Here is a 23,763-nt window from a genome sequence, read left to right on the forward strand (position 1 = left end):
CCGATCATACGTCAACGGTTGGGTCCACACCGCGTTAACCGGAGAGTTCAAGCTGTATGGAGCATGAGGATGCGCAACCGGACAAGGCGGACCCCGGGCCCATGAACGCCGGAGTCGCTCTCGACAGCACCTTGCTGGAGGCTGTGCGCGAGGTACCCCGAAGCATGGACGCTTTCCTTGCTCAGGTGGAACGTCGCGCCTGGCGCATGGCTGAGCTGAATCTCGGCAACCGCGAAGACGCCATGGACGCGGTCCAGGATGCGATGTTGCGTCTGGTCCGGCATTACGGCGACAAACCGGCCGAGGAATGGACACCGCTGTTCTGGGGCATCCTGCGCCGCCGCATCGTTGATCTGCAGCGTCGCCGCAAGGTGCGCTCGATCGTGGTCGGCTGGCTTGGCGGTGGCAAGGACGACGACGGTGACGAATTGCCCAGCTGGGAGCCCGCGGACGAAGGTCCGGACCCCTCAGCCCGGTTGCAGGACGCCCAGGCCTATCAGGACATCGCGCAGGCGGTTCGCCGGTTGCCACGCCGGCAACGCGAGGCCTTCATGCTGCGGGTCATGGAAGGCCTGGACGTGGCGGAAACCGCGGCAGCCATGGGCTGCTCGGACGGAAGTGTGAAAACCCATCTTTCGCGCGCAATGCATACGCTGCGCGATCAATTGGAGGCATGGCGATGAGCCATCGTGACGAAGACATCCAGCGCCGGGCCCGCGAGCTTTATCTGCGCGCAAGCAACGAGGTCGATCCGGTGATTGCCGGGCGGCTGCGTGCGGCCCGCCGCACTGCGCTCGAAAAGCCGGTCTCCCATGCTGCCCGCCGCATGCTGCTGCCTGCGGGCGCGTTTGCCATGCTGGCGCTTGCGTCGCTTATCGTCTGGCAGCCGCGCCAGAGCAGCCCTGCCGCGCCCACTCAGGTCATGCAATCAGCAGAAGCCGACAGCGATCTGCCGCCCGATGCGGACAGCGCCGACCCGGCGCTTTATCAGGACCTGGATTTCTACGGATGGCTGGCATCCAACCAGGGTTCGGCCTCGCCCACACGATGATGAACATGCGCAATTTCCGTTTTGCTGCCGTGCTGGCGCTGCTTGTGGCCGCCTCGGTGCCGACACTGGCGCTGGCCCAGATGGGCCCGCCTCCGTCGCCGCCTCCGGGCGAGCGCGGCCCACCGCCGCCGCCGCGCCCGTGGAACTCACTCACACCCGAACAGCGCGACATCCTGTCGCCGCTGGCGACCGAATGGGACAGCTATCCGCCGCAGCGCCAGCAGCGCATGGTTGAGCGGGCCACGCGCTGGGTAACCCTGCCAGAGGACAAGCGTACGCAGATCCGTGAGCGCATTGCGCGCTGGCAGAAAATGACGCCGGAGGAAAAGGACGAAGCGCGCCGCAACATGCGCAAGTTCAACGAGCTCACGCCGCAGCAGCGCGATCAGCTGCATGCCGCATTCGACCGCTTCCGCAAGTTGCCGGCCGACAAGCGCGATGCGCTGATGCACAAGTGGGAAACGCTCTCGCCGGAAGACCGCCGCAAGTGGATCGACAACCTCGGCCCCAACGGCGTCCTGCCACCTCCGCCCGATGGCCCGCCGCCGGGTGGTCCGCCTCCGGGTGGCCATGGCCCGGGCTTCGGCCCGGGGGATCACGGCCCCCCGCCACCGCCGGAAGGTTGATAAAAAGAACAGCGCGAAAGCGCTGTTTTTTTGTCCCGCGCCTGCGCAGACGCGCAGGAATCTCCATCAAGGCCAGTCAGATCAGTTGAGGTTGGCGCTCGTCCACACGATTGACCCAGGTGGCCGCCAGCAGATCATCGGTGCCATCCAGCACCAGCGAATCCTCGCGGATCAGCAGTTCGCTGAAAGCCAGCAGATTGCGTGCAAACATCTCGGACGCATGCAGCGGCGCCCCTGCCGCAAGATCAACTGGACCAAGCACCGTCACGCCGCCTGCAACTACCCGCTGGCCCGGCTGTGTCGCCTCGCAATTGCCGCCGCTCTCAGCTGCCAGATCGACGATGAGGGCACCGGCTTTCATCCCCTCCAGCATGGCCTTGGTCACGATCACCGGCGCGCGGCGTCCCGGCACGGCGGCCGTCGTGACGACCACATCGAATACCTTCAGCCGTTCGCCCAGCGCAGCTTGTTGCGCTGCTCTTTCCTCGGCAGAAAGCTCACGTGCGTAACCTCCACTGCCTGAGGCATGCACGCCCAGGTCGAGAAACTTCGCGCCCAGCGATTCAATCTGTTCTCGTGTTTCAGGCCGCACATCGAAACCTTCCACCTGCGCGCCGAGACGCCTTGCTGTCGCAATCGCCTGCAAGCCGGCGACACCCGCGCCAATGACCAGCACACGTGCCGGCCGGATGGTGCCCGCCGCCGTGGTCAGCATCGGAAAAAACAGTGGCGCCGATTCGGCAGCGATCAGCATCGCGCGATAGCCGGCCACGGCTGCCTGCGAACTCTGCACATCCATGGCCTGCGCCCGCGTAGTACGGGGCAGGCTTTCCAGCGCAAAAGCATGAATGCCTCGCGCTGCCAGCGCTTCGAGCGTGGCCCCGGACTGATGCGGCCGCAATTGCCCGACTACGGCCACACCCCGGCGCAAGGGTTTCAGGCGCGTGGCTGACGGGAGCTGTACGCAGAAAAGAACGTCTGATCCGGCCGCAACGGCCTCGGCATCGGCCAGCGTCGCTCCCGCTGCCTCGTAGGCATCATCGGTGAAACCCGCTTCGCGTCCGGCGTCGTGCTCGACCATCACCTGGATGCCACGTGCCAGCAACTTGCGTGCTGTCTCCGGGGTCACAGCCACACGGCGCTCGCCCTTAGCGGTTTCGCGCATCGCACCTACGGTGATCGGCATACCATCCGCTCCTCAAGGCCATTCCGGCCATGGTAGCGCGCCCGCAGGTTCGAGGGCGCGGCCCCACCCGAGCTACACTGGGCCAATGACTATCGACGCCCTGCACCTTCTCAATACCCGTCATTCGGTCCCGTCCCGGCAACTGGGCGAGCCCGCGCCCGATGCAGCCACGCTCGCTCGAATGCTGGAAGCCTCGCTGCGCGTGCCGGACCACGGCAAGCTCGCGCCGTTCCGCATCCTGACCCTGCGTGGCGATGCCAAACTCACCTTCGGCGCGAAGCTCGCTGAACTGGTGATGGCGAAAAATCCCGACCTGCCGCCGTCCAAGCAGGAGAAGGAGCGCCACCGCTACGACTTCGCGCCGCTGGTACTGGTGGTGGTGGCGCATATCCACCACGACAGCAAAGTGCCGGAGTTCGAACAGAACCTCACCGCGGGCTGCGTGGCCTACAACACGCTGCTTGCTGCACAGTCGCTGGGCTTTGGCGCCCAGTGGCTCACCGGCTGGGCAACGTACGACCGCGACGTGGCATCGCTGCTTCGTCTTGCCGATAACGAGCATGTGGTGGGTTTCATCCATATCGGCACGCCGACCATCGACACACCCGACCGCGACCGCCCCGCCCTCGCCGACCACCTCAGCGAATGGACGCCGTGAACGACGCTTCCCCGGTAGTCCACCTGGTTGACGGAAGTCTCTATGTCTTCCGCGCGTGGCATTCCATGCCCGACGAATTCCACGACGCGGATGGCGAGCCGGTCAACGCGGTGCATGGCTTTACCCGTTTCCTGTGTGAACTATTGGAACGCAGCCGCGCCGAGCACATCGCCGTCGCTTTCGATGCCTCGCTGACCACGTCGTTCCGCAACGCCATCTACCCGGCCTACAAGGCCAACCGCGAACTGCCGCCCCCACAACTGGTGCGACAGTTCGCGCTGTGTCGCGACATCTCGGCGGCGCTGGGCCTGACGGTGCTGAACGATCACCAGTACGAGGCCGACGACCTGATCGGCAGCGCCCTCTGGGGTCTGAAGGCGCACGGCTTCCGGGGCGTCATCGTGTCGGCGGACAAGGATTTCGGCCAGCTCCTGGGCGAGCACGATGAGCAGTGGGACTTTGCCCGGGGAACGCGCTGGGGCGCCGCAGGCGTGTTTGAGCGAATGGGCGTGCACCCCCACCAGGTCGCCGACTATCTCGCATTGTGTGGCGATGCCGTAGACAACATCCCGGGCGTGCCTGGCGTCGGCGCGAAAACCGCTGCTGCCCTCCTTGCCCATTTCGGCGACCTGGACACCTTGCTTGAACGCATTGATGAAGTGCCGTTCCTGCGCATGCGTGGCGCTGCCGCGTGTGCCGTGCGCCTGCGCGAACATGCCGACCAGGCGCGCCTGTGTCGCCGCCTGACCCGCATTGCGCTGGACATCGCCGTGGCGGAAACGGCCGATGCGCTCAGCCGTCGTCGCGGTGAAGCCTCCACGCTGGACGAACTGTGTGACCGCCTGCGCTTTGGTCCGCTGACCCGTTCACGCCTGCGCGCACTGATATGAGCGAACCCGGGGTTCCCGCCCTCGCGCAAGTCACACCACCGAGATATATCCCCCCGCATAATTCACGTTATTGCCCACGGAGCCACACCATGCAGACCAGCCCGCTGCCCCACGCCTCGCCGATTCCCCAGGACGCCAGTGCGCCGGTGGAAACGCTGTATTCGGGCAAGTGGCTCACACTCAAGAAGCGCGGTCGCTGGGAGTACGTGGAACGGAACAATCCCGGCGGCGCGGTGATCATTCTGGCGGTCACTCCCGAGGACAAGGTGATCTTCGTCGAGCAGTACCGTGTGTCGATCCTGAAGAACACCATCGAGATGCCTGCCGGCCTCGTGGGTGACCTGGCTGACCAGGAAGACGAAGACGTGCTGCTGGCGGCCCGCCGCGAGCTGGAAGAAGAAACCGGCTACGCCTGTGGCCGCATCGACTTCATCCACGAGGGCCCCTCGTCCTCGGGCATGAGTACGGAAATGATCGCCTTTGCCCGCGCGTGGGACCTCACCAAAGTGGGGCCGGGCGGCGGAGACGAGTCGGAGAACATCATCGTTCACGAAGTCCCGCGTTCCGAAGCGGGAGCCTGGCTCTTCGCACGGGCAGCGGAAGGCTTCTCCATCGACGCAAAACTGTTCGCCGGCCTCTGGTTCATCGAGCACCCGGAAGCGCATATCCGCTGACTTTCCAGCCATGAGCGGGAGGAGAAACGCCCTCCCGCTCACATGTCAATTCTTGTTGTGCGCCCGGCAGGCGGGTAGCCTTGCCACTGCCCTCCCGGCGCTCGCCCATGTCTGTCCGTTACGCCCATCTCCACCTGCACAGCGAATATTCGCTGGTTGATTCGACGATCCGCATCAAACAGCTGATCGCCGCGACGGCGCGCGCCGGTATGCCCGCAGTCGCACTGACCGACGAGAACAACCTCTTCGCGCTGGTGAAGTTCTACAAGGCCGCCACGGCAGCGGGCATCAAGCCGATTGTGGGCTGCGACATCTGGGTATCCAGCCCGGACGACCCGCGCCCGTGGCGCCTCACGCTGATCTGCCAGGATCGCGACGGCTACCTCAACCTGTCCCGCCTGATCTCACGCGCCTGGCGCGAAGGCCAGCACGGCGGCAAGGCGCTGGTCGATGCCACCTGGATGCACCCGGAAAGCGTGCGTGGCCTCATCGCCATCTGCGGACGGGAAAGCGAGACCGGTCGCATGGCCCAGGGTTCGGGCCTTCCCGCCGCCCGCCTGCGTCTGGACTCGCTGATCCGCCTGTTCCCCGACCGCCTGTACCTGGAACTTACCCGCACCAGCCGCGATGGCGAGGAATTGTGGAACCGGGCCGCACTTGCGCTGGCCGGCGAGTTCCAGCTCCCCGTCATCGCCAGCAACGACGTGCGGTTCCTTCAGCGCAGCGACTTCGAGTCACACGAAGCGCGCGTGTGCATCCATCAGGGGCGCGTACTCGCCGACCCGAAGCGCCCGCGCGACTACAGCGACGAGCAATACTTCAAGACGCCCGAGGAAATGGAGGCGTTGTTCGCCGACATTCCCGAGGCGCTGGAAAACACCGTAGAACTGGCCAAACGCTGCAACCTGGTGCTTGAGTTCGGCACGTATTACCTGCCCAACTTCCCGGTTCCGGAAGGCCACACGCTCGACACCTTCATCCGTGCCGAAGCGCAGAAGGGTCTGGAAGAACGCCTTTCCCAGCACCCTCTCGCCCCCGGCCGCACGCTGGAGGAATACCAGGCGCGCCTGGATCGCGAAGTGGACGTCATCATCCGGATGGGCTTCCCGGGCTACTTCCTGATCGTGGCGGACTTCATTGGCTGGGCGAAAAACAACGGCATTCCCGTGGGTCCGGGCCGCGGTTCCGGCGCAGGCTCGCTGGTGGCATGGGTGCTGAAAATCACCGATCTGGACCCACTCCAGTTCGAGTTGCTGTTCGAGCGATTCCTCAACCCCGAACGCGTGTCGATGCCCGACTTCGACATCGACTTCTGCATGGATCGCCGCGACGAAGTCATCGACTACGTGGCGCGCAAGTACGGCCGCGATCATGTCAGCCAGATCATCACGTACGGCTCCATGGCCGCGAAGGCTGTGCTGCGCGACTCCGGCCGCGTGCTGGGCATGGGCTATGGCCAGGTCGACAAACTCGCCAAGCTCATCCCCAACCGCCCGCTCGACCTCACGCTGCAATGCGCACTGGGCCGTTCGGAAAAATCGAAGAAGGAACCGGATCGCATCGTCCGCGACTTCTGCGACCTGTACGACAACGACGAAGATTCGCGCACGCTGATCGACCTGGCGCTCAGCCTGGAAAGCCTGACCCGAAACGCGGGCAAGCACGCCGGTGGCGTGGTCATCGCACCCACTCCGCTGACCGACTTCGCGCCGCTGTACTGCGAAGCGGGCGGCGAAGGCGTGGTCACCCAGTTCGACAAGGACGACGTCGAGGCCGTGGGCCTGGTGAAGTTCGACTTCCTCGGCCTGCGCACGCTCACCATCATTGACTGGGCCGTGAAGGCCATCAACAAGCGGCGCGCCAGCACGGGCGAAGAGCCGCTGGTGATCGAGGCGCTGCCGCTGGATGATCCGGCCGTCTATACGCTTTTGAAGAAAGCCCAGACCGTTGCCGTATTCCAGCTGGAATCACGCGGCATGCAGGGCATGCTCAAGGAAGCCCAGGCCGACCGCTTCGAGGACATCGTGGCGCTGGTGGCACTGTATCGCCCCGGCCCGATGGACCTGATTCCGAGCTTCTGCGCGCGTAAACATGGACGCGAACCGGTCGAATACCCCGATCCGCGCGTCGAGCCCATCCTGCGTGAGACCTACGGCATCATGGTCTACCAGGAGCAGGTGATGCAGATGGCGCAGATCGTCGGCGGTTACACGCTGGGCGGCGCCGACCTGCTTCGTCGTGCGATGGGCAAGAAAAAAGCCGAGGAAATGATCAAGCACCGCGCGGTGTTCCGCGAAGGTGCAGGCAAAGACGGCATCAGCGAAAGCAAGGCCGATGCGATCTTCGACCTCATGGAGAAGTTCGCCGGTTACGGCTTCAACAAATCCCATGCGGCAGCCTATGCGCTGGTGTCGTACCAGACCGCATGGCTGAAGGCGCACTACCCGGCCGAGTTCATGGCCGCGACCATTTCCTCGGACATGGACAACACCGAAAAAGCGGTGACGTTCCTTGAAGAAACCCGCGCCATCGGCATCACCGTGCTGCCGCCGGACGTCAACGCATCCGCGTGGATGTTTGAAGCGGTGGAACCCAAAGTCGTGCGCTATGGCCTGGGTGCCATCAAGGGCGTGGGCCAGGGTGTGTGCGAGGAAATCGTGGCCGAGCGCAATGCGCGTGGTCCGTACCGCGGCCTGGTGGACTTCTGCCAGCGCGTAGGCTCCAAGAAGCTCAACAAGCGCGTCATGGAAGCACTGGTGCAGTCCGGTGCGCTGGACGCGCTTGGCGAGAATCGCGCCACGCTGATCATGCACATTCCCGAAGCCATGCGCGCAGCCGATCAGGAAGCGAAGAACCACGCGTCCGGGCAAGTCGACATTTTCGGCAGCGCCTTTGGCGTGGCCGAAGCGCCCAGCATCATCGAGCTTTCCGGCTCGGTGCCTGAGTGGCCGCTCGAACAGCTGCTGCAAGGCGAGCGCGAAACGCTGGGCCACTATTTGTCCGGCCATCCGACCGATCCCTGGCAGGATGCGTTGTCGCAACTGTCCAGTTGCCCCATCGGCGAAATTCCACAGCGCTACCAGCCGCCTAAACCTCGCCGTTCGGACGACGATGAAAACGCCAATCGCTTCCGTCGCGGCCCGGATACACCCTGGACCGTGGCCGGCATGGTGGTGGGTATGCGCAAGCGTGGCGACAGCGATGCCTTCGTGCAGATCGAAGATTCGACCGGCCTGCTGGAAGTGAGCTTCTTCCGCGAAGTGTTCACCGACTCTGCGCACTTGCTGACGCGTGACAACATCATCATCGTGGAGGGAGGCCTGCGCATCGACGACTTCGCCGGTGGCTACCAGTTGCGCGCCCGCAAGGCCTATTCGCTAAGCGATGCGATGGAACACTACGCGCGCCTACTCCGCCTTCGCGTCAATGGCATCGGTCCCGACTTCGTGCCGCAGCTGCGCCAGGTGCTTGCCGGCTATCGCGGAGGTCGCACCCCGCTGCTTCTGAGCGGCTACCGCAACGAGGTCGGCCAGGCCGATATCGAACTGGGCGAAGCATGGCGTGTCCGCGCCTTGCCGGACCTGCTGCGCGTGCTTCGTGGCATGCCAGGCATTCTGGGCGCCGACGTGCGGCTGGTGCGTCCGGCTGACTGATCGCGCAGAGAACTCATCCGCGATGGCGGATGAGTTCTCATGAAGCGGTGGAATTGAAGCCAGACCGACCACGACGCGCTGATTCAAACGCGACGTGTTCATCCGATGCCCCCTGGTTTACTGAGCGCTCTGCTCGCGCGCAGTGACCGACACTTTGTCCACATAAAGCAGCGACTGCTCGTTGCTGTCCGCGCGCTCGATGCGCACCAGCAGCGACGCCGGCTGCGGGAACACCGCGCCGTCGAAGCGCTCGATGGCTTCCATCCAGTCGTGACCGACCTCATAGGTGCGCGAAAACAGCGGCAGTTCCTTGTCCGGATGAAGCATCGACACGCTGACCTTCAGCTGCGCCGGCAGCGGGCCGGCCACACGCGTGGCCAGCGCCGGCACGTAGTACGGCAGCGTGGCGGCATTGATCGTGGTGTTGGCCGGAAGCGCCACCACCTGGCTGACCTGATCGCCCTTGCGCGCCAGTACCAGCACTTCGGCGTGATCCACCGTGCCTACCGACGGGTGGCCACCTTCCACATTCCAGCCCTGCAACGTGCCCGACTCGAATCCTGCGTTCTTCACCCACAGCAGGCAGGTGGCCGGAAAGGTGCCATCGTTGCTGCGCGCGGCCGGGCACAGCGGCTCAGAGGGAATGGCCACCTGCGCCACACTGGCAGCCGAAGTCAGAACAAGCGCGGCAGCCGCGAGTGCGCGCACGCGGCGCGAGGATATCCATGTATGCATTGTTGTTATCTCCATAGGGGTAGAACGTTCACGGGCGGTCGGCCCGACATGCGCCGGCGGCCCCGGTATCACCACTCGCCCCGGGAGGCCGTGGCGGGAGGACAGGCTGTTGTGAGGCGCGGTGATCCGGGAGGGGTAACCACCGGACGCGCATTCCACCAGAGTCATGCGGCGGCAGGGGCGCCCCCTACAAAGCACAGGCACTGCTCCGACATTCGTTTCGGGGCGCGCCCCAATTCGCCTGCCCAGACAGGGCCGAATGATCGTGATGGGCCGCGACGTCTTGCGCTTCAATCACTTAGAATCAAACAACGACACCGTACCCCGGCGCACGCCGACGCCCCGCAGCAGCCGCTATACTGTCGGGTCTTTCCGAACCACCGTTGCCCATGAATCCCAACTTCCTCGATTTCGAACAACCCATTGCAGAGCTGGAAGCGAAGATTGAAGAACTTCGTCACGCCAGTTCCGGACAGGCGTTCAACATCGACGAGGAAGTTGGCCGACTGCGCGAAAAGCTGAAGATCAAGACTGCGGAAATCTTCCGCAACCTCACGCCGTGGCAGATCAGCCAGTTGTCGCGCCATCCGGCGCGGCCGTACACGCCCGACTACATCCAGGCGATGTGCGAGGAATTCCACGAGCTGAAGGGCGACCGCATGTTTGCGGACGACCAGGCCATCGTGGGCGGCCTGGGTCGCATCAATGGCCGCTCGGTCATGATCATCGGTCACCAGAAGGGCCGCGATACCAAGACCAAGGTCAAGCGCAACTTCGGCATGCCGCGTCCTGAGGGTTACCGCAAGGCGCTTCGCCTCATGAAGCTGGCCGAGCGTTTCCGCATTCCGCTGTTCACCTTCATCGACACCGCGGGCGCCTGGCCCGGCATCAACGCCGAAGAGCGCGGCCAGTCCGAAGCCATTGCGCGCAACCTGCTGGAAATGGCCGAGCTGAAGGTGCCCATCATCTGCACCGTCACCGGCGAAGGCGGCTCGGGCGGCGCACTCGCCATCGGCGTGGGCGATCGCACCAACATGCTGCAGTACTCCACTTACTCAGTCATCACCCCGGAAGGCTGCGCTTCCATCCTGTGGAAGAGCTCCGACAAGGCCAAGGACGCCGCCGAGGTCATGGGCCTCACGGCACCGCGCCTCCTGGAAAACGGCCTGATCGACAAGATCGTGCGCGAACCGCTGGGCGGCGCACATCGCAACCCGCAGTCGATGGCCATTCGCCTGAAGGCCGTGCTGCTCAATCAGCTGGACGAACTGGAAGCGCTTCCCGTCGATACCCTGCTTGAAAAGCGCTACGAGCGCCTGCGCGGCTACGGCGCATTCAGCGAAGGCTGATCCGCCAGCGACGTGGAACACGAAAGCCCGCCCTTCAAGGCGGGTTTTTTTTGGTTCTTCGCGGAACGACCTGTCTCACTGTCGACACCTGCGTGGCTACGGGCGCGGCGTGCTCGCCCGGGTCCGCTGGCCGATGCACACGGCCAGCATGTATGTGCCGAACATTGGTTCGTTCCACAAATACAATCACCGATCCGTCATTCCGATGCTGCGCAGAAATTCATCTGTAACCGCGCATCCGGACCCGCCAACGTTGACCCATTTCCGCCCACCCGCAACCGAAAGCACTGTCCGGTCAGCTACGACAATATCTACAACCAGCCTGACGTCAAGATGATCAAACGGCCGGCCGCATTCGAGATGAATCAGTGAATTAGCAATTAACCAGAGAGAGTGGGCATCTGTAATGGTATGAAGAGGGTCTCCGCGGCGAACTCTCTCTACCGTCCCGCGAGCTCGATAAATGGCGTCGAAGCTCGTGTAATAGACACGAGCTTCCACAAAATGTGCAGAAAATTCACGATTTGAAATTCCAGCCTCAGCATGAGTGGAGAAAATAGCCAGCTCGAAACAGATCGTACAAAACAAGATCCATCTTCCAATCACACGTCCAAAAAATTCAGAAATAAATGTACACATAGGCAATATCTCAGCGCGCCTCATCAGCATCCTTGGGTTCCTTACCAAGTCGAGCATTTTGCCTGGAATGGCATGTTGCGATGGTCAGATCGTGCATCCTCTGCGAGTTTTTGAGCGACTAGGCCTTCGAGGTCGATGACGCAGGTGCATCGTCATGTCATCGAAAGCGGCATCCTCGCCCGGGTCCGCTGGCCGATGCACACCGGCCAGTTCGAAGGCATCAATAACCGCATCAAGGTCATGACGCGCATGGCCTGCGGCTACAGGATGTCGCGTACTTCTTAATGAAAATACGCGCCGCTTTCCCCCGTCATCCGCGATGAACCTTTTTTTGATGCGGATCGTCACGGCAGGCGATGTACCATGGCCGGAAGACTTCTCTCACGGATGGCACCCATGGCCAGTGAACCGACCCAGAAGCTCGCGGTACTGATCGACGCAGACAATGCGCGCCCTGCCATCGTGGAAGGGCTTCTCGCAGAAATCGCCAAGTACGGCACCGCCCACGTCAAGCGGATCTACGGCGACTGGACGGGCAGCCAGCTTGGCGGATGGAAAGCCGCCCTGCTTCGTCACTCCATCCAGCCCATCCAGCAGTTCGCCTACACGCAGGGCAAGAACGCCACGGACTCGGCGATGATCATCGACGCGATGGATCTGCTTTTCACCGAGCGCTTCGATGGCTTCTGTATTGTGTCCAGCGACAGTGACTTCACCCGACTGGCTTCGCGCATTCGCGAGTCCGGGCGCATTGTGTATGGCTTTGGCGAAGCGAAAACGCCGGAGCCGTTTCGTACGGCGTGCGACAAATTCATCTACACCGAAGTGCTGGTGGGCGATGGCGGCGAAGGCGAAGCCCGGGCGCCGCGCAAGCGCACGGCGAAAGAACTGCGCAGCGACACGCAGCTGCTGAACCTGCTGCGCAATGCCATTGAAGGCGCGTCCGACGACACGGGCTGGGCCCATCTGGGTGCCATGGGCAGCATCATCAGCAAGCAGTCGCCGGAGTTCGATGCACGCAACTATGGCTATTCCAAGCTCAGCGGACTGATACACGGGATTGGCTTGTTTGAGACCGAGGAACGGCAGATAGGCAACGGCAAGCACATTTATGTGCGGCAGGTGCCACGCAAGAAGTAGGAGCGCTGCCCTGGCCTGATCGCGAGCAAGCTCGCCGCGCTCTTGTCCGAGTGAGCCCACGAGCGATAGGGTGCTTGCCGGAACCGCCCTCCCGCAAAGAACACGCCATGAAAACCGCCCTCGTCGCTCATCTGAAGGCCGCGCTGACTGCCAGTTCGCCCGCGCCGCTGCTTGTCGCATTCAGTGGCGGCCCGGACTCAACCGCCCTCCTGCACGCGCTTGCCTCGCTGCCGCGTGGCACAGGCTTGCGTGCCGTGCATGTCGATCACGGCCTTCAGGCGGCCAGCGGCGCGTGGTCTGCGCACGCCGCACAGATTTGCGCGGGGCTGGACGTTCCGCTGGAAACCGTCCGGGTGACGGTCGACCTGACCCGCGGGGAAGGCATCGAGTCTGCTGCGCGCCGCGCGCGTTACGGGGCGTTCGCCAGTGTGATGCGACCAGGCGAACGGATCGTGCTCGCGCACCATCGAGAGGACCAGGTCGAAACCATTCTGCTCAAACTTCTGCGCGGCGCTGGGCCGGATGGACTGAGCGGCATGCGCGCCGAACGCCCCTTTGGCCTGGGCACTCTCTGGCGCCCGCTGCTCGACCTTCCGCGCACCTCGCTGCTTGCCCACCTTGGCGAAACGGGCCTGCATGCGATCCACGACCCGTCCAATGACGACGCGCGCCTTGCCCGCAGCTATTTGCGCGCCAGCGTGGTACCCACCCTCACGCGCTACTGGCCGCAGGCGGCCACCAGCCTCACCCACAGCGCCGGCCTGTGCGCCGACGCTGCCGACTACCTGCGCGGTCAGTGGCTCGACGTGCTGCCCTCGTTGCGCGACGACCACAACACACTGGACGCCGCCGCATGGCTCGCCCTGCACCCGGCGCTGCGCGTGCCGCTGCTGGATTACTGGCTGCACGAGGCCGGCCGCTGTGCGCCCACCACTGCGCAGCGACTGGCGCTGGAGCGCCAGATTCACGAAGCCCGCATCGAACGCCTGCCCTGCGTTGCCTGGGCCGACACCGAAGTGCGCGTATGGCGTGGTCGCCTGTGGGCCATGCCGCGCCAGCGCGAGGTCGATCCGGACTGGGAAGCCTCCTGGTCCGGCGAACCGCTGGCCTTGCCCGGTGGTGGAACCCTGACCTTGCCGGGCGCGCGACTGCCGCGTCCTCTCACCGTGCGCGTACGCCGCGGTGGCGAGCGCCTGAAACCGGTGGGGGACCGACACACCCGTGAGCTTCGCGATCTCTTCCAGGGCGGCGCCATGCCCCCGTGGCTGCGTCCCCGCTGCCCGCTGATCCACGACGGGGAAACGCTGGTCGCGGTTGCTGGCCGATGGATCTCCGAAGCCGGCGAAAAGCACTTCGCGACGTCCGCTGCACGCCCCGTCTGGCAGCCTGATGATTGATTACAGAGCCTGCCTGAGCTAGTTTGTCGCCCATGTCGAAGTCCTCCTCGTCCGCCGTTCCCGCCTCCTCGATCGCCGAGTTTGAACATTCGCTCGACGAACTCGAGCAGCTCGTGGCGCGCATGGAAGGCGGCGAGCTCAGCCTCGACGAATCCCTGCAGTCCTTCGAGCGCGGCATTGGCCTTTACCGGCACTGCCAGACAGCGCTGGAACAGGCTGAACTGCGCGTTCGCCTGCTGCTCGACCCTGAAGCTCCCGAAAGCGCCACGCCCTTTGAGCCCCACAACGATTGATCTTGCTGAACCGCTGAAGGCGCTGATTGCGCGGGCGGATTCCGCCCTTGCGCGCGCGCTTCCGGGCGACGATGTCCCGCCGACCGAACTGCACCGCGCCATGCGCTATGCCGTGCTTGGCGGCGGCAAGCGCCTGCGACCGCTGCTGGTCTACGCCGCCGCTCACGCCTTCGGTCGCCACGACGAGCTGCTGGATGCCCCGGCCTGTGCCGTGGAAATCATCCATGCGTATTCGCTGGTGCACGACGACCTGCCGGCCATGGACGACGACGACCTGCGGCGCGGGCGTCCCACGTGCCACATCGTGTTCGGCGAAGCCATGGCCATCCTGGCGGGTGATGCATTGCAGGCACTGGCCTTTGAAATCCTGGCCACGGCCACGCCGGGCGAGGTCAACGTTCCCCGACTCACCATGCTCAAGGTCCTGGGTACCGCGTGCGGTGCCGAAGGCATGGCGGGTGGGCAGGCGTTTGACCTCTCGGCCGTAGGCACCACCCTGACGCTTCAGGAACTGGAGCGCATGCATGCCTACAAGACCGGCGCCCTCATCCGCGCATCCGTAAGGCTGGGTGCCCTCGCCGCCGGCTGCGATGACCCGGCGAAACTCGATGCACTCGACCGCTACGCCCACGCCGTGGGCCTGGCGTTTCAGGTGCGCGACGACATCCTGGACGTGGAAGGCGACGCTGCCGTCATCGGCAAGACGGCGGGCAAAGACGCTGCCGCCGACAAGCCCACCTTCCCTTCGATCATCGGCATGGACGCATCCCGGGCCCATCTGGCCGAACTGATCGACACCGCTCTCGCCGCCCTGGCACCACTGGGCGAAGCCGGCGACTGGCTCGCCGACCTGGCCCGCTACGCGGTGCAACGCACGCACTGACGGTTACACGATCTGGTCGCGCCCCCGCTGCTTGGCTTCGTAAAGGCGGCGATCCGCCAGATCCAGGAACGCCAGATGCCCGTCATTGCGACCGGGCACCGCCGTGGCCACACCGATGCTGACCGTCAGCCGCATTCCCTGAGGGGATGCCTCATGCACGATACCCGCACGTGCAATGAGTTCGCGACAGCGTGCTGCCACAGCATGCGCTGATGCCTCATCGGTCTCAGGCAGCACCATCGCAAACTCCTCACCGCCAAACCGCGCGTAGAAATCGCGGGGCCGCGTCGCTGCGCCGGAAAGCAGCGCACCGATCTGACGAAGACAGGCATCGCCCTGCAAATGCCCGTAGTGATCGTTGTACTGCTTGAAAAAGTCGATATCCAGCATGATCAGCGACAGCGGCTCACGGCTGCGTCGCGCATCGGCCCACTCGTGATCCAGCACGGTATCGAAGCGGCGGCGGTTGGCGATGCCAGTCAGGCCATCCTTGAACGACATGTCCTCCAGCTCTTTCTGTAGCGCCAGCAACTTGTGCTCGGTCTGCTTGCGTTCGCTGATGTCGAACATGAATCCAATCAGCGAATCGACCGTGCCATCCGGCTTGCGCACGACATGCACCACATCGCGAATCCAGACGTACTCGCCTGTTTTCGTCAGTGCACGGTAGTCCGCTTCGTGATCCACGCCCGCAATGGACTGCGCCACGCAGAAATCGACAGCCCACGTCCGATCCTCCGGATGCATGCGGTTGGCCCAGTCCTGCACGCTCCGCCAGCTTTCCGTTTCCCAGCCCAGCAATTGCTCCAGCTGCGGACCTACATAGGCAAACGACTGCGTGTCCCAATCAATCTTCCAGGGGATGGCATTGGTCGACTCAAGAAGCGTCTTGTAGACCGCAAGATCGTTTTCGATCTCCAGACCCATCACGTCACTCATACAAGTTCCCCTCCCATTGCAGGGAAGCAGTGGCCACAGCGAGTTTGCCGCCGGCCCGTTTATAAAGATCCATCAATGCGGATGGCTCATCGTAGGCAATGCGTTGCCCGGCGCGCAGGTCCTGCCGCATCAAACGGATCATCTGTCTTGTCACGGTGTCGTCGAACGCTGTCGCGGGGTGCCCCATGACCTCAGCCAGTCGCCCTGCGATCACCGGAGGATCACTTACCACCGGACATACCCGATAGCCATAGCTCCCGCCGATCTTGCCCGGAGGCAAATCCATGAAACGGTCGGCGAACTGCTCGAAAAAGCTGAGTGACAGGCGATACGCATTGCGCCCAAGCACAGGCAGGTCGTCGGGCACCGCACCGTTGTCATCCAGCTCCTGCAGGCCGGTGGCGAGTTCCAGCAGCTCATCCAGCTGATAAACGCTCATGTTCTTGTTGCCCACGCGCACAAGGTTGGCGATGAGCTCGGCCAGCGACGCATGGCCGATCATCGCCGCGCGCTTTGGCAACCCGCCCCATATGCCATCGGCGCCGTTGAGCAGCGCTTCGATCACCGAGGCGTTCTCGAACCCTGCACCTGCGTGGATATGCACAAGCAGCTTGAGTGGCCGCGGCAGGAAACTTCTTGCCACCGCCACATAAGCGCCCACCTGAAATGGCAGGAAGGTGCCGCGGTCGTCCTCCATGGTCACGCCGTGAATCGGCAGCGTGGCAAGCAACGCAAGAATTTCGCAGGTCGTTTCCAGCGACTCGGCAAAGGCGTCGCACCCGTCCACGATGTTGATGAGGATGCGCGGCGCACCACCGTTGTCGCCACGCACGTTCTCATGCAGCCACTTCACACTGGCAGGCAGGCTGCGCCGCAGCGTCGGCAGGTCATAGTTGTTCGCCATGCCACGCTTGCTCAGGTAAATCTCGTGCACGGTGTTGGGCACGCCGTAATCAGCCAGCTTGACCTGCGATGGGTCAGGCGTGAACGTACCATCGGCTGCGGCAATGCCCAGCGCGGTGAAAGCGAAACACCCGGTCATGTCGACCTTGTGGTCACGCAGCCATATCATGAAGTCATCATCGACCTCAAGGTCGTCCGGCATCGCGTAATCCAGCGTACCCAACGAAATATTGGTGAAGCCGAACGCGCGCAGTCGGGGCAGGATGGCCAGCTTGTCGGCGAGTGTCTGGCCGATGGCCGAGCCGACCGGGTTTTCCCGCAGCGACAGGTCGATCAGATAGGGCTGGATGTTCTTCAGCGTCTCAAGCTTGCTGTCAGCGGTGGCAAGCGTCGCCCGCGCCTGATCAAGCAGGTGTGTGGTGGTCATGGATTCCCCCCTGGGATGCCGTTGCGTTCTTGAATGGTAGGGCGCGCGCATGTCAGAACCACTGACCGCCCCACGACAAAAAGCCCGCAGAGCGGGCTTCTTGTGGAATCGCGTTGAAGAATCAGTTCACGAGGCGCAGCGCGAACGGATACCGATAGGTTCCTGTCTGACTGACCTTCACGGCAGCAATGATGCAGAACACCAGGTTGGCCAGCCACACCAGCCAGTTGAGGAACGCACCGATCACGATGATGGTCAGCACCCAGCAGACGACATAGCCGATGAGCACGGTGATCTGGAAGTTCAGCGCCTCCTTGGCTTCGGCCACGAGGTAGGACTTTTCAGGACGATCCTTGTAGATCAGCCACACAATCAACGGCACGATGATGTTGAAAATCACACCCGACAAATGGGTAAGCATCGCGATATTGCGGTCGTCGTTGGCAACCGTTGTCGGCGGCGGCTCATACGGCGGAGGGCTATACGGCGGCGGGGCCGGGGGCGGCGACGGCGGAATCTGATCGGACGGCGTACTCATGACTGGGTTGCTCCGTGATAGACCGAGGTCACTTTCGACACAAACGCCCTGTCCCGTCAAGCACATCGCAAGAACGGCGCCCCGCCCGAAGGCGGGACGCCCGGCCATCATTCGCCGGCAATCGTCATCTTTTCCACCAGCAGCGAGCCGGTAAGGATGTGTGAACGGGGGTCGACGTCCGCGCCCACGGCCACCAGGTTGGCATACATGTCGCGCAGGTTGGCCGCGATGGTGATCTCTTCCACCGGGTAGGCGATCTGGCCGTTTTCGACCCAGAACCCCGACGCGCCGCGCGAGTAGTCGCCCGTAACGATGGATACGCCCTGCCCCATGACCTCGGTCACCAGCAGGCCCGTGCCCATCTTCCGGAGCATGCCGGCGAAGTCGTCCTCGCCCGGGCGGATCACCAGGTTATGCACGCCGCCGGCGTTGCCCGTGGATTCCAGGCCCAGTTTGCGCGCGGAGTAGCTGCCAAGGATGTAGCGCTGGAGCACGCCGTCCACAATCAGCGGCGACTCGACCGTGGCCACGCCCTCGGCATCGAACCAGGACGAGCCCAGGCCACGTGGCAACAGCGGCTTTTCGTCGATGCGCATCCACGACGGCATGATCTGCTTGCCCACGTGGTCCAGCAGGAAACTGGAGCGGCGATACAGCGAGCCACCGGATACGGCACCCAGCATGTGCCCCAGCAGCGAGCGGGCGACTTCCGGGGCGAACAGCACCGGGGACTGACGGGTGGACAGGCGACGGGAGCCCAGGCGCGACAGCGTGCGCTCCGCGGCCTTGCGGCCGATGGATTCCGGCTGCATGAAGTCCAGGGCGTTGCGTACGCTGTCGTACCAGTAATCGCGCTGCATGCCCTGCTCGTCTTCCGCGATCAGGGCAACGGACACCGAATGGCGGGTGCCGCGCTCACGGCCGGTGAAGCCGTGGGAGTTGGCGTACACCGAAAGGCTACGGCCGGCATTGACGCTGGCGCCGTCGGAATTGTCGATGCCCTGGCGCTCGCGGCCCGCGTCCTCGATGCGGCGGCCCAGCTCGATGGCCTCCTCCACGCCGATGTCCCACGGGTGCCACAGGTCCAGGTCCTGGTGCCCGGAGGCCATCCGGGCCGGATCGGCCAGTCCGGCGGCGGGGTCTTCCTCGGTGAACCGGGCGATGGCGCAGGCCTGCTCCAGGGTGGCCTGGATCGAATCGGGGTTCAGGTCGGCGGTGCTGGCCGACCCTTTGCGCTGGCCGAAGTACACCGTGAGCCCGAATCCGCGGTCCCGGGTGTGCTCCACGGTCTCGACTTCGCCCAGGCGCACGTTCACGTTGAGGCCCACGTCGATGCTCGCTGATACCTCGGCCTGGCTGGCGCCGGCCGCACGGGCCCGACGGATCACGTCCTCGGCCAGTTGAGCCAGTCGTTCGAGATCCTGGGTGCTGGTATCGGTGGTTGCGACTTCGCTCACGTGGGCTTCCTGAAGGGGGGCGGGTAGAATGCGCGCTTGATGACGCTTTATTGACCCGAACAATGGGGTCATGGCGGCCTGAATAAAAGCAACCGCGCCGCGCATGGTGCCATGGATTCCCGGATGACAACCGTACGCAGCGGTCTTTACCGCCATTACAAGGGCAACGCCTATCGCGTTCTGGGCATGGCCCGGCACAGCGAGACGGAGGAGTCCATGGTGATCTACCAGAACCTTTACGACGCCTTTGAACTATGGGTGCGCCCCGCCGCCATGTTCGCTGAAAACGTCGAGATCAACGGCAAAATGGTGCCGCGCTTCGCCTACGAGGGTGACGCGCCGGGCATTGCCGAACTTATTGGAAATACGCTGTGAACAACGACATGTACGACGACAACGGCCCCGGCCGCGACCTGGGCCGTGGACGCACCGAAAAGCGTCGCAACGCCCTGGACATCCTGAAGCTGGCTAACCAGTTGATGGAACTGCCGCCCAGCCGCATTCCGAAGCTGAAGCTTCCCGAAGACATCGTCGATGAAATCGGCCGCACGCGGAAAATCACGGCGCATATCGCCCGCAAGCGCCAGATTGCATTCCTGGCCAAGCAGATGCGCAAGCATGGTGACGAGGCGTTCGTGGACGCCCGCGCGGCGCTGGGCGAAGACCGCCAGCGCCAGCGCGAGGATGCTGCCTTCATGCACCGCCTGGAATCGCAGCGTGAGCGCCTGATGGAAGATGGCGATGTCGCCTTGGGCGAGCTGTTCGATCAGCACCCGGAGCTTGACCGCCAGCACGTGCGCTCGCTGATTCGCTCAGCTCGCGTGGAAAAGGAAAAAGCGAAGCCGCCGCACGCCTATCGCGAGCTGTACCAGCTGCTGAAAGACCTCGCCACAAAGGGCCAGGATGCGGATGACGAGCCAGATCAGGCATCCGATCAGGACGAAAACCGGGACGATTGACCTGAAAGCCTTTCCTTGGGGGAAAGGCCCAAGCTATGAAAGCGGGCCGGCCGTCAGGCCGACGTCCCGCCTACCGTCATCGCATCCACGCGCAGGGTCGGCTGACCGACGCCAACGGGCACGCTCTGCCCGTCCTTGCCGCAAACGCCTACGCCTTCGTCCAGCTTGAGGTCATTGCCGATCATCGAAACGCGGGTCAGCACTTCGGGACCCGCGCCCACCAGCGTGGCGCCCTTCACCGGACGGGTGATCTTGCCGTCTTCAATCAGGTAAGCCTCACTCGCGGAAAAGACGAACTTGCCGTTGGTGATATCCACCTGGCCACCGCCGAAGTTCACCGCATAAAGGCCCTTCTTCACCGAGCGGATGATTTCTTCCGGATCGCGCTCGCCCGCCAGCATGTAAGTGTTGGTCATACGCGGCATGGGCAGCTGGGCAAACGACTCGCGACGACCATTGCCGGTGGAACGCACGCCCATCAGGCGCGCGTTGAGCTTGTCCTGCATGTAGCCGGTGAGGATGCCGTTCTCGATCAGCGTAGTGCACTCGGTAGGCGTGCCCTCATCGTCGATAGACAGCGAACCACGGCGGCCCGGTAGCGTGCCGTCGTCCACGATGGTGACGCCCTCGGCAGCCACGCGCTGCCCCATGCGGCCAGCGAACGCCGAACTGCCCTTCCGGTTGAAGTCGCCTTCCAGACCGTGGCCAATCGCCTCGTGCAACAGCACACCCGGCCAGCCCGGTCCAAGCACGACCGGCATGCTGCCGGCGGGCGCGTCCACCGCTTCCAGGCTGACCAGCGCCTGGCGTACCGCCTCGGCCGCGAATGCCTGGGCACGACCATTCTCGATCAGCTCACGATAGCCATAGCGACCACCGCCGCCCGAATGCCCCTGCTCGCGCCGGCCATTCTGCTCCACGATGACTTGCACGTTGAGGCGCACCAGCGGGCGCACGTCAGCGGCAAGCGTGCCGTCGGAGGCAGCGATCAGGATGGTGTCCATTGTGGCTGCGAGGCTGACCACCACCTGCTTGACGCGCGGATCGCGCGAACGCGCATAAGCGTCCACTTCGCGCAGCAGGGCGATCTTGTCTTCGTTGGGAAGGCTTTCCACCGGATCAATCGCGGGATAGAGGCCGCGGCCTGTGGCCAGCGAAAGCGGTCGCCCTGCGCCAGCGCCGCCCTGGGCAATGGCACGCGCGGCGCGCGATGCCTCAAGCAACTGCGGCAGCACGATCTCGTCCGAGTACGAAAAGCCGGTCTTCTCACCGGAGATGGCGCGTACACCCACGCCCTGCTCGATGGAGTGCGACCCGTCCTTCACGATGCCCTCTTCGAGCACCCACGATTCGCTGCGGGAGTGCTGGAAATAAAGATCCGCCGCGTCGATGGATGGCCCCATCAACTGGGAAAACACCCGGTCCAGGTCAGTGGCGGCAAGGCCACCGGGAGTGAGGAGACGGCGTTCGGCGAGCGAAATCAGGGAATCCATCGTGCGAGCCAGTTGATTCTTGAAGTCCCCGAGATGGGGGCGATAGCCGGGAGCTTAAACCCCGCACGCCTTCCCGGCGAGCGCGATACCATACGGATCGACAGGCCCGGCCGCCACGCGCGCGACCAGCCAGCACAAGGGACGAGACAATGAGTAACGGAAAGAAGCGGGCCATCGCCCGGCGTGTGGCTGCGGCCCCCGTAGCCCGGGCGGGCGCGGTTGTGGATGAGACGCGTGAATTGCTGGGCAAAAGCGGTGAGCTGAAACCCGGCAAGGCCATGGTCAGCACCGCCATCGCCCTGTCGCTGGGCGTGCTCGCACTGCTGGCCGTGGCGGCGTTCCACTATCCCGAATACCTGACTACGCCCCAGCTTCGTGCAAAGTATTCCGTCGACGTGCTGCGCCAGCTGCTGCTGGGCGCCCTGCTCATCTCCGGCGGCCTCTCACTGGCCAACGTCATCCTCAACCGCCAGCGCAACCTCAACATCGGTGTGTTCGCCATCGTGATGCTTGCGGTGGCGCTGGGCGGTTCGCGCGTGCCGGTGGGCAACTTCCCGGATCACACGCCGTATATCGGCCTGGACTGGTTCATTCTGGACCTGCTGGGTTCGACGCTGATTTTCGTGGTCATCGAAAAACTGTTCCCGCTGTACAAGGGCCAGACGATCTTCCGCTTCGAGTGGCAGACCGACATGAAGCATTTCGCGGTGAATCATTTCATCGTGGGCCTGGCGCTGCTGGTCGTGAACTTCCTCCTGCATCGCGCCTTTGGCTGGCTGGTGAACAGCGACTTCCAGCAATTCGTCCGCGACATCTGGTTCGTGCCGCAGCTGCTGCTGTGCATCCTGGTGGCCGACCTGGCGCAGTACTGGACGCACCGCGCGTATCACGAGATCCCGTTCTTCTGGCGCTTCCACTCCGTGCATCACAGCGTGAAGACGATGGACTGGCTGGCCGGTTCGCGCCAGCACATGCTGGAGCTCATCACCACGCGCGTGCTCGTGCTGGCTCCGCTTTACGTGCTGGGTTTCAGCGAAGCGGTGATGAACGCCTACATCATCGTGGTCGGCTTCCAGGCCGTGTTCAACCACGCCAATGTGCATCTGCCGTGGGGTCCGTTGAAGTACGTGATCGTGACGCCGGACTTCCATCACTGGCACCACGCCTCCGACGATGAGGCCATCGACAAGAACTACGCCGCGCACTACGCCTTCCTCGATTACCTTTTCGGCACGGCCGTGAAGTCGACGAAAAAATTTCCGGAGAAGTACGGCGTGGTCGGCGACTACATGCCGGACGGTTTCGTGCGCCAGCAGTTGTTCCCGTTCCGCCGCACGAAGAAGCCCGGCGAGGCCTGAAATCAGGGCGCGGTCTTTCCCGCGCCCAAGGCCCGCCAGGTGAGAAACAGGCGCAGGTCCAGTTCCACCTGGTGATAGTCCGGCTGCATGTGTTCGCACAGCTGGTAGAACGCCTTGTTGTGATCGAGTTCTTTCAGGTGCGCCAGTTCGTGCACCACGATCATCTCCAGGAACTCCGGTGCGGCCTCGCGGAAAACCGAGGCCACGCGGATTTCTTTCTTCGCCTTCAGGCGTCCGCCGTGAATGCGCGACACGGCGGTGTGCAGACCCAGCGTGCGATGCACCACGTCGAGTTTTGCGTCGTACAGCACCTTGTCGATGCCCGGCGCATTACGCAGGTAGGTCTGCTTGCGCTCGGCCACATACGCGTAAAGCGCCTTGTCGCTTTGCACTTCGTGCCTGTCCGGATAGCGGCGTTGCAGGTAGTCACCGAGGCGATCGGTTTCAATCAGCGTGCGCACCTGCGACAGCACGCGCTCCGGGTAACCCTGGATATAGGTCAACGGCTGCATGGC

24 protein-coding genes and 1 pseudogene are annotated in these 23,763 nt (G+C 63.8%); 16 read left to right on the forward strand and 9 right to left on the reverse strand.

What is annotated here, in order from left to right; translation table 11 throughout:
• The first annotated feature begins 101 nt into the window (after positions 1-101).
• The 3 genes from FHW69_RS00520 to FHW69_RS00530 are packed head-to-tail and all read left to right on the forward strand — an operon-like array spanning position 102 to position 1,677.
• Complete coding sequence (locus FHW69_RS00520; protein WP_183421049.1) at positions 102-683, forward strand: RNA polymerase sigma factor; 582 nt, start codon at positions 102-104, stop codon at positions 681-683.
• The gene (locus FHW69_RS00525) at positions 680-1,051 is read left to right on the forward strand and encodes a hypothetical protein (protein ID WP_183421050.1); all 372 of its coding nucleotides are present in this window, start codon (positions 680-682) and stop codon (positions 1,049-1,051) included. Before FHW69_RS00520 ends, FHW69_RS00525 begins: the two co-directional genes overlap by 4 nt.
• A 5-nt stretch (positions 1,052-1,056) precedes the next feature.
• On the forward strand, positions 1,057-1,677 hold the full coding sequence (locus FHW69_RS00530) for a DUF3106 domain-containing protein (RefSeq protein ID WP_183421051.1): 621 nt from the start codon (positions 1,057-1,059) through the stop codon (positions 1,675-1,677).
• A 76-nt stretch (positions 1,678-1,753) separates the two neighbouring features.
• Here the strand turns inward: FHW69_RS00530 and FHW69_RS00535 are convergent, their stop codons facing one another.
• Complete coding sequence (locus tag FHW69_RS00535) at positions 1,754-2,863, reverse strand: NAD(P) transhydrogenase subunit alpha (RefSeq protein ID WP_183421052.1); 1,110 nt, start codon at positions 2,861-2,863, stop codon at positions 1,754-1,756.
• Positions 2,864-2,948: 85 nt separating this feature from the next.
• Here FHW69_RS00535 and FHW69_RS00540 point away from each other — a divergent pair, with 85 nt between their 5' ends.
• The 4 genes from FHW69_RS00540 to dnaE all read left to right on the forward strand — a co-directional run bounded on the left by FHW69_RS00540 (position 2,949) and on the right by dnaE (position 8,738).
• Positions 2,949-3,521 (forward strand): nitroreductase, encoded by a 573-nt coding sequence (locus tag FHW69_RS00540; protein WP_183421053.1) that lies wholly within the window; start codon positions 2,949-2,951, stop codon positions 3,519-3,521.
• Complete coding sequence (locus tag FHW69_RS00545) at positions 3,509-4,411, forward strand: 5'-3' exonuclease H3TH domain-containing protein (protein WP_183421054.1); 903 nt, start codon at positions 3,509-3,511, stop codon at positions 4,409-4,411. Before FHW69_RS00540 ends, FHW69_RS00545 begins: the two co-directional genes overlap by 13 nt.
• Before the next feature lie 89 nt (positions 4,412-4,500).
• Positions 4,501-5,085, forward strand: coding sequence for an NUDIX hydrolase (locus FHW69_RS00550; RefSeq protein WP_183421055.1), 585 nt, complete (start codon positions 4,501-4,503; stop codon positions 5,083-5,085).
• A 107-nt stretch (positions 5,086-5,192) separates the two neighbouring features.
• Complete coding sequence (dnaE, locus tag FHW69_RS00555; RefSeq protein WP_183421056.1) at positions 5,193-8,738, forward strand: DNA polymerase III subunit alpha; 3,546 nt, start codon at positions 5,193-5,195, stop codon at positions 8,736-8,738.
• A gap of 117 nt (positions 8,739-8,855) precedes the next feature.
• Here dnaE and FHW69_RS00560 read toward each other — a convergent pair whose 3' ends face one another.
• Positions 8,856-9,473 carry a hypothetical protein gene (locus tag FHW69_RS00560; RefSeq protein WP_183421057.1) on the reverse strand — a complete coding sequence of 206 codons (618 nt, stop codon included), beginning with the start codon at positions 9,471-9,473 and terminating at the stop codon, positions 8,856-8,858.
• Positions 9,474-9,862: 389 nt separating this feature from the next.
• Between FHW69_RS00560 and FHW69_RS00565 the strand changes: the two genes are divergently transcribed.
• Positions 9,863-10,822, forward strand: coding sequence for an acetyl-CoA carboxylase carboxyltransferase subunit alpha (locus FHW69_RS00565; RefSeq protein ID WP_183421058.1), 960 nt, complete (start codon positions 9,863-9,865; stop codon positions 10,820-10,822).
• A gap of 186 nt (positions 10,823-11,008) precedes the next feature.
• On the opposite strand, the gene FHW69_RS00570 is transcribed toward FHW69_RS00565, so the two are convergent.
• Complete coding sequence (locus tag FHW69_RS00570; protein WP_183421059.1) at positions 11,009-11,491, reverse strand: hypothetical protein; 483 nt, start codon at positions 11,489-11,491, stop codon at positions 11,009-11,011.
• A gap of 138 nt (positions 11,492-11,629) precedes the next feature.
• On the opposite strand from FHW69_RS00570, the pseudogene FHW69_RS00575 reads away from it, so the two are divergent.
• The 5 genes and pseudogenes from FHW69_RS00575 to ispA all read left to right on the forward strand — a co-directional run.
• Positions 11,630-11,784 (forward strand): annotated as a pseudogene (locus FHW69_RS00575) (transposase); the annotation flags it as partial.
• A gap of 73 nt (positions 11,785-11,857) precedes the next feature.
• A complete protein-coding gene (locus FHW69_RS00580) occupies positions 11,858-12,601 on the forward strand; it encodes an NYN domain-containing protein (RefSeq protein WP_183421060.1) in 744 nt (247 codons plus the stop codon).
• A 107-nt stretch (positions 12,602-12,708) separates the two neighbouring features.
• Positions 12,709-13,998 (forward strand): tRNA lysidine(34) synthetase TilS, encoded by a 1,290-nt coding sequence (tilS, locus tag FHW69_RS00585; protein ID WP_183421061.1) that lies wholly within the window; start codon positions 12,709-12,711, stop codon positions 13,996-13,998.
• Between the two features lie 32 nt (positions 13,999-14,030).
• Positions 14,031-14,291, forward strand: coding sequence for an exodeoxyribonuclease VII small subunit (locus FHW69_RS00590; protein ID WP_183421062.1), 261 nt, complete (start codon positions 14,031-14,033; stop codon positions 14,289-14,291).
• Positions 14,272-15,174 carry a (2E,6E)-farnesyl diphosphate synthase gene (gene ispA, locus FHW69_RS00595; RefSeq protein WP_183421063.1) on the forward strand — a complete coding sequence of 301 codons (903 nt, stop codon included), beginning with the start codon at positions 14,272-14,274 and terminating at the stop codon, positions 15,172-15,174. The genes FHW69_RS00590 and ispA overlap by 20 nt, the downstream gene beginning before the upstream one ends.
• A 3-nt stretch (positions 15,175-15,177) precedes the next feature.
• Here the strand turns inward: ispA and FHW69_RS00600 are convergent, their stop codons facing one another.
• The 4 genes from FHW69_RS00600 to pmbA form a co-directional block, all read right to left on the reverse strand.
• Positions 15,178-16,113 carry a sensor domain-containing diguanylate cyclase gene (locus FHW69_RS00600; protein WP_221195341.1) on the reverse strand — a complete coding sequence of 312 codons (936 nt, stop codon included), beginning with the start codon at positions 16,111-16,113 and terminating at the stop codon, positions 15,178-15,180.
• On the reverse strand, positions 16,106-17,443 hold the full coding sequence (locus FHW69_RS00605) for a homocitrate synthase (protein ID WP_183421064.1): 1,338 nt from the start codon (positions 17,441-17,443) through the stop codon (positions 16,106-16,108). Before FHW69_RS00605 ends, FHW69_RS00600 begins: the two co-directional genes overlap by 8 nt.
• Positions 17,444-17,564: 121 nt before the next feature.
• A complete protein-coding gene (locus FHW69_RS00610; RefSeq protein ID WP_183421065.1) occupies positions 17,565-17,981 on the reverse strand; it encodes a DUF4870 domain-containing protein in 417 nt (138 codons plus the stop codon).
• A 107-nt stretch (positions 17,982-18,088) separates the two neighbouring features.
• Positions 18,089-19,438 (reverse strand): metalloprotease PmbA, encoded by a 1,350-nt coding sequence (gene pmbA, locus FHW69_RS00615; RefSeq protein WP_183421066.1) that lies wholly within the window; start codon positions 19,436-19,438, stop codon positions 18,089-18,091.
• A gap of 123 nt (positions 19,439-19,561) precedes the next feature.
• Between pmbA and FHW69_RS00620 the strand changes: the two genes are divergently transcribed.
• Together FHW69_RS00620 and yjgA are read left to right on the forward strand one after the other, a co-directional pair.
• Entirely contained in the window at positions 19,562-19,813 is a 252-nt protein-coding gene (locus FHW69_RS00620; protein ID WP_183421067.1) for a DUF1653 domain-containing protein, read from the forward strand.
• Positions 19,810-20,397 (forward strand): ribosome biogenesis factor YjgA, encoded by a 588-nt coding sequence (gene yjgA, locus FHW69_RS00625; protein ID WP_343203935.1) that lies wholly within the window; start codon positions 19,810-19,812, stop codon positions 20,395-20,397. The genes FHW69_RS00620 and yjgA overlap by 4 nt, the downstream gene beginning before the upstream one ends.
• A 53-nt stretch (positions 20,398-20,450) precedes the next feature.
• On the opposite strand, the gene tldD is transcribed toward yjgA, so the two are convergent.
• Complete coding sequence (gene tldD, locus FHW69_RS00630; RefSeq protein WP_183421068.1) at positions 20,451-21,890, reverse strand: metalloprotease TldD; 1,440 nt, start codon at positions 21,888-21,890, stop codon at positions 20,451-20,453.
• A 149-nt stretch (positions 21,891-22,039) separates the two neighbouring features.
• On the opposite strand from tldD, the gene FHW69_RS00635 reads away from it, so the two are divergent.
• Positions 22,040-23,248, forward strand: coding sequence for a sterol desaturase family protein (locus FHW69_RS00635; RefSeq protein WP_183421069.1), 1,209 nt, complete (start codon positions 22,040-22,042; stop codon positions 23,246-23,248).
• Between the two features lie 2 nt (positions 23,249-23,250).
• Here the strand turns inward: FHW69_RS00635 and FHW69_RS00640 are convergent, their stop codons facing one another.
• Entirely contained in the window at positions 23,251-23,760 is a 510-nt protein-coding gene (locus FHW69_RS00640) for a M48 family metallopeptidase (protein ID WP_183421070.1), read from the reverse strand.
• Between the last annotated feature and the right edge of the window lie 3 nt (positions 23,761-23,763).

The organism is Luteibacter sp. Sphag1AF (assembly GCF_014192715.1).
Lineage (GTDB): Bacteria > Pseudomonadota > Gammaproteobacteria > Xanthomonadales > Rhodanobacteraceae > Luteibacter.

Coding starts and splice junctions, on each gene's coding strand:
- FHW69_RS00520 (WP_183421049.1), top strand. CDS start 102: ATGAACGCCGGAGTCGCTCTCGACAGCACCTTGCTGGAGGCTGTGCGC.
- FHW69_RS00525 (WP_183421050.1), top strand. CDS start 680: ATGAGCCATCGTGACGAAGACATCCAGCGCCGGGCCCGCGAGCTTTAT.
- FHW69_RS00530 (WP_183421051.1), top strand. CDS start 1,057: ATGCGCAATTTCCGTTTTGCTGCCGTGCTGGCGCTGCTTGTGGCCGCC.
- FHW69_RS00535 (WP_183421052.1), bottom strand. CDS start 2,863: ATGCCGATCACCGTAGGTGCGATGCGCGAAACCGCTAAGGGCGAGCGC.
- FHW69_RS00540 (WP_183421053.1), top strand. CDS start 2,949: ATGACTATCGACGCCCTGCACCTTCTCAATACCCGTCATTCGGTCCCG.
- FHW69_RS00545 (WP_183421054.1), top strand. CDS start 3,509: ATGGACGCCGTGAACGACGCTTCCCCGGTAGTCCACCTGGTTGACGGA.
- FHW69_RS00550 (WP_183421055.1), top strand. CDS start 4,501: ATGCAGACCAGCCCGCTGCCCCACGCCTCGCCGATTCCCCAGGACGCC.
- dnaE (WP_183421056.1), top strand. CDS start 5,193: ATGTCTGTCCGTTACGCCCATCTCCACCTGCACAGCGAATATTCGCTG.
- FHW69_RS00560 (WP_183421057.1), bottom strand. CDS start 9,473: ATGCATACATGGATATCCTCGCGCCGCGTGCGCGCACTCGCGGCTGCC.
- FHW69_RS00565 (WP_183421058.1), top strand. CDS start 9,863: ATGAATCCCAACTTCCTCGATTTCGAACAACCCATTGCAGAGCTGGAA.
- FHW69_RS00570 (WP_183421059.1), bottom strand. CDS start 11,491: ATGCTGATGAGGCGCGCTGAGATATTGCCTATGTGTACATTTATTTCT.
- FHW69_RS00580 (WP_183421060.1), top strand. CDS start 11,858: ATGGCCAGTGAACCGACCCAGAAGCTCGCGGTACTGATCGACGCAGAC.
- tilS (WP_183421061.1), top strand. CDS start 12,709: ATGAAAACCGCCCTCGTCGCTCATCTGAAGGCCGCGCTGACTGCCAGT.
- FHW69_RS00590 (WP_183421062.1), top strand. CDS start 14,031: ATGTCGAAGTCCTCCTCGTCCGCCGTTCCCGCCTCCTCGATCGCCGAG.
- FHW69_RS00600 (WP_221195341.1), bottom strand. CDS start 16,113: ATGAGTGACGTGATGGGTCTGGAGATCGAAAACGATCTTGCGGTCTAC.
- FHW69_RS00605 (WP_183421064.1), bottom strand. CDS start 17,443: ATGACCACCACACACCTGCTTGATCAGGCGCGGGCGACGCTTGCCACC.
- FHW69_RS00610 (WP_183421065.1), bottom strand. CDS start 17,981: ATGAGTACGCCGTCCGATCAGATTCCGCCGTCGCCGCCCCCGGCCCCG.
- FHW69_RS00620 (WP_183421067.1), top strand. CDS start 19,562: ATGACAACCGTACGCAGCGGTCTTTACCGCCATTACAAGGGCAACGCC.
- tldD (WP_183421068.1), bottom strand. CDS start 21,890: ATGGATTCCCTGATTTCGCTCGCCGAACGCCGTCTCCTCACTCCCGGT.
- FHW69_RS00635 (WP_183421069.1), top strand. CDS start 22,040: ATGAGTAACGGAAAGAAGCGGGCCATCGCCCGGCGTGTGGCTGCGGCC.
- FHW69_RS00640 (WP_183421070.1), bottom strand. CDS start 23,760: ATGCAGCCGTTGACCTATATCCAGGGTTACCCGGAGCGCGTGCTGTCG.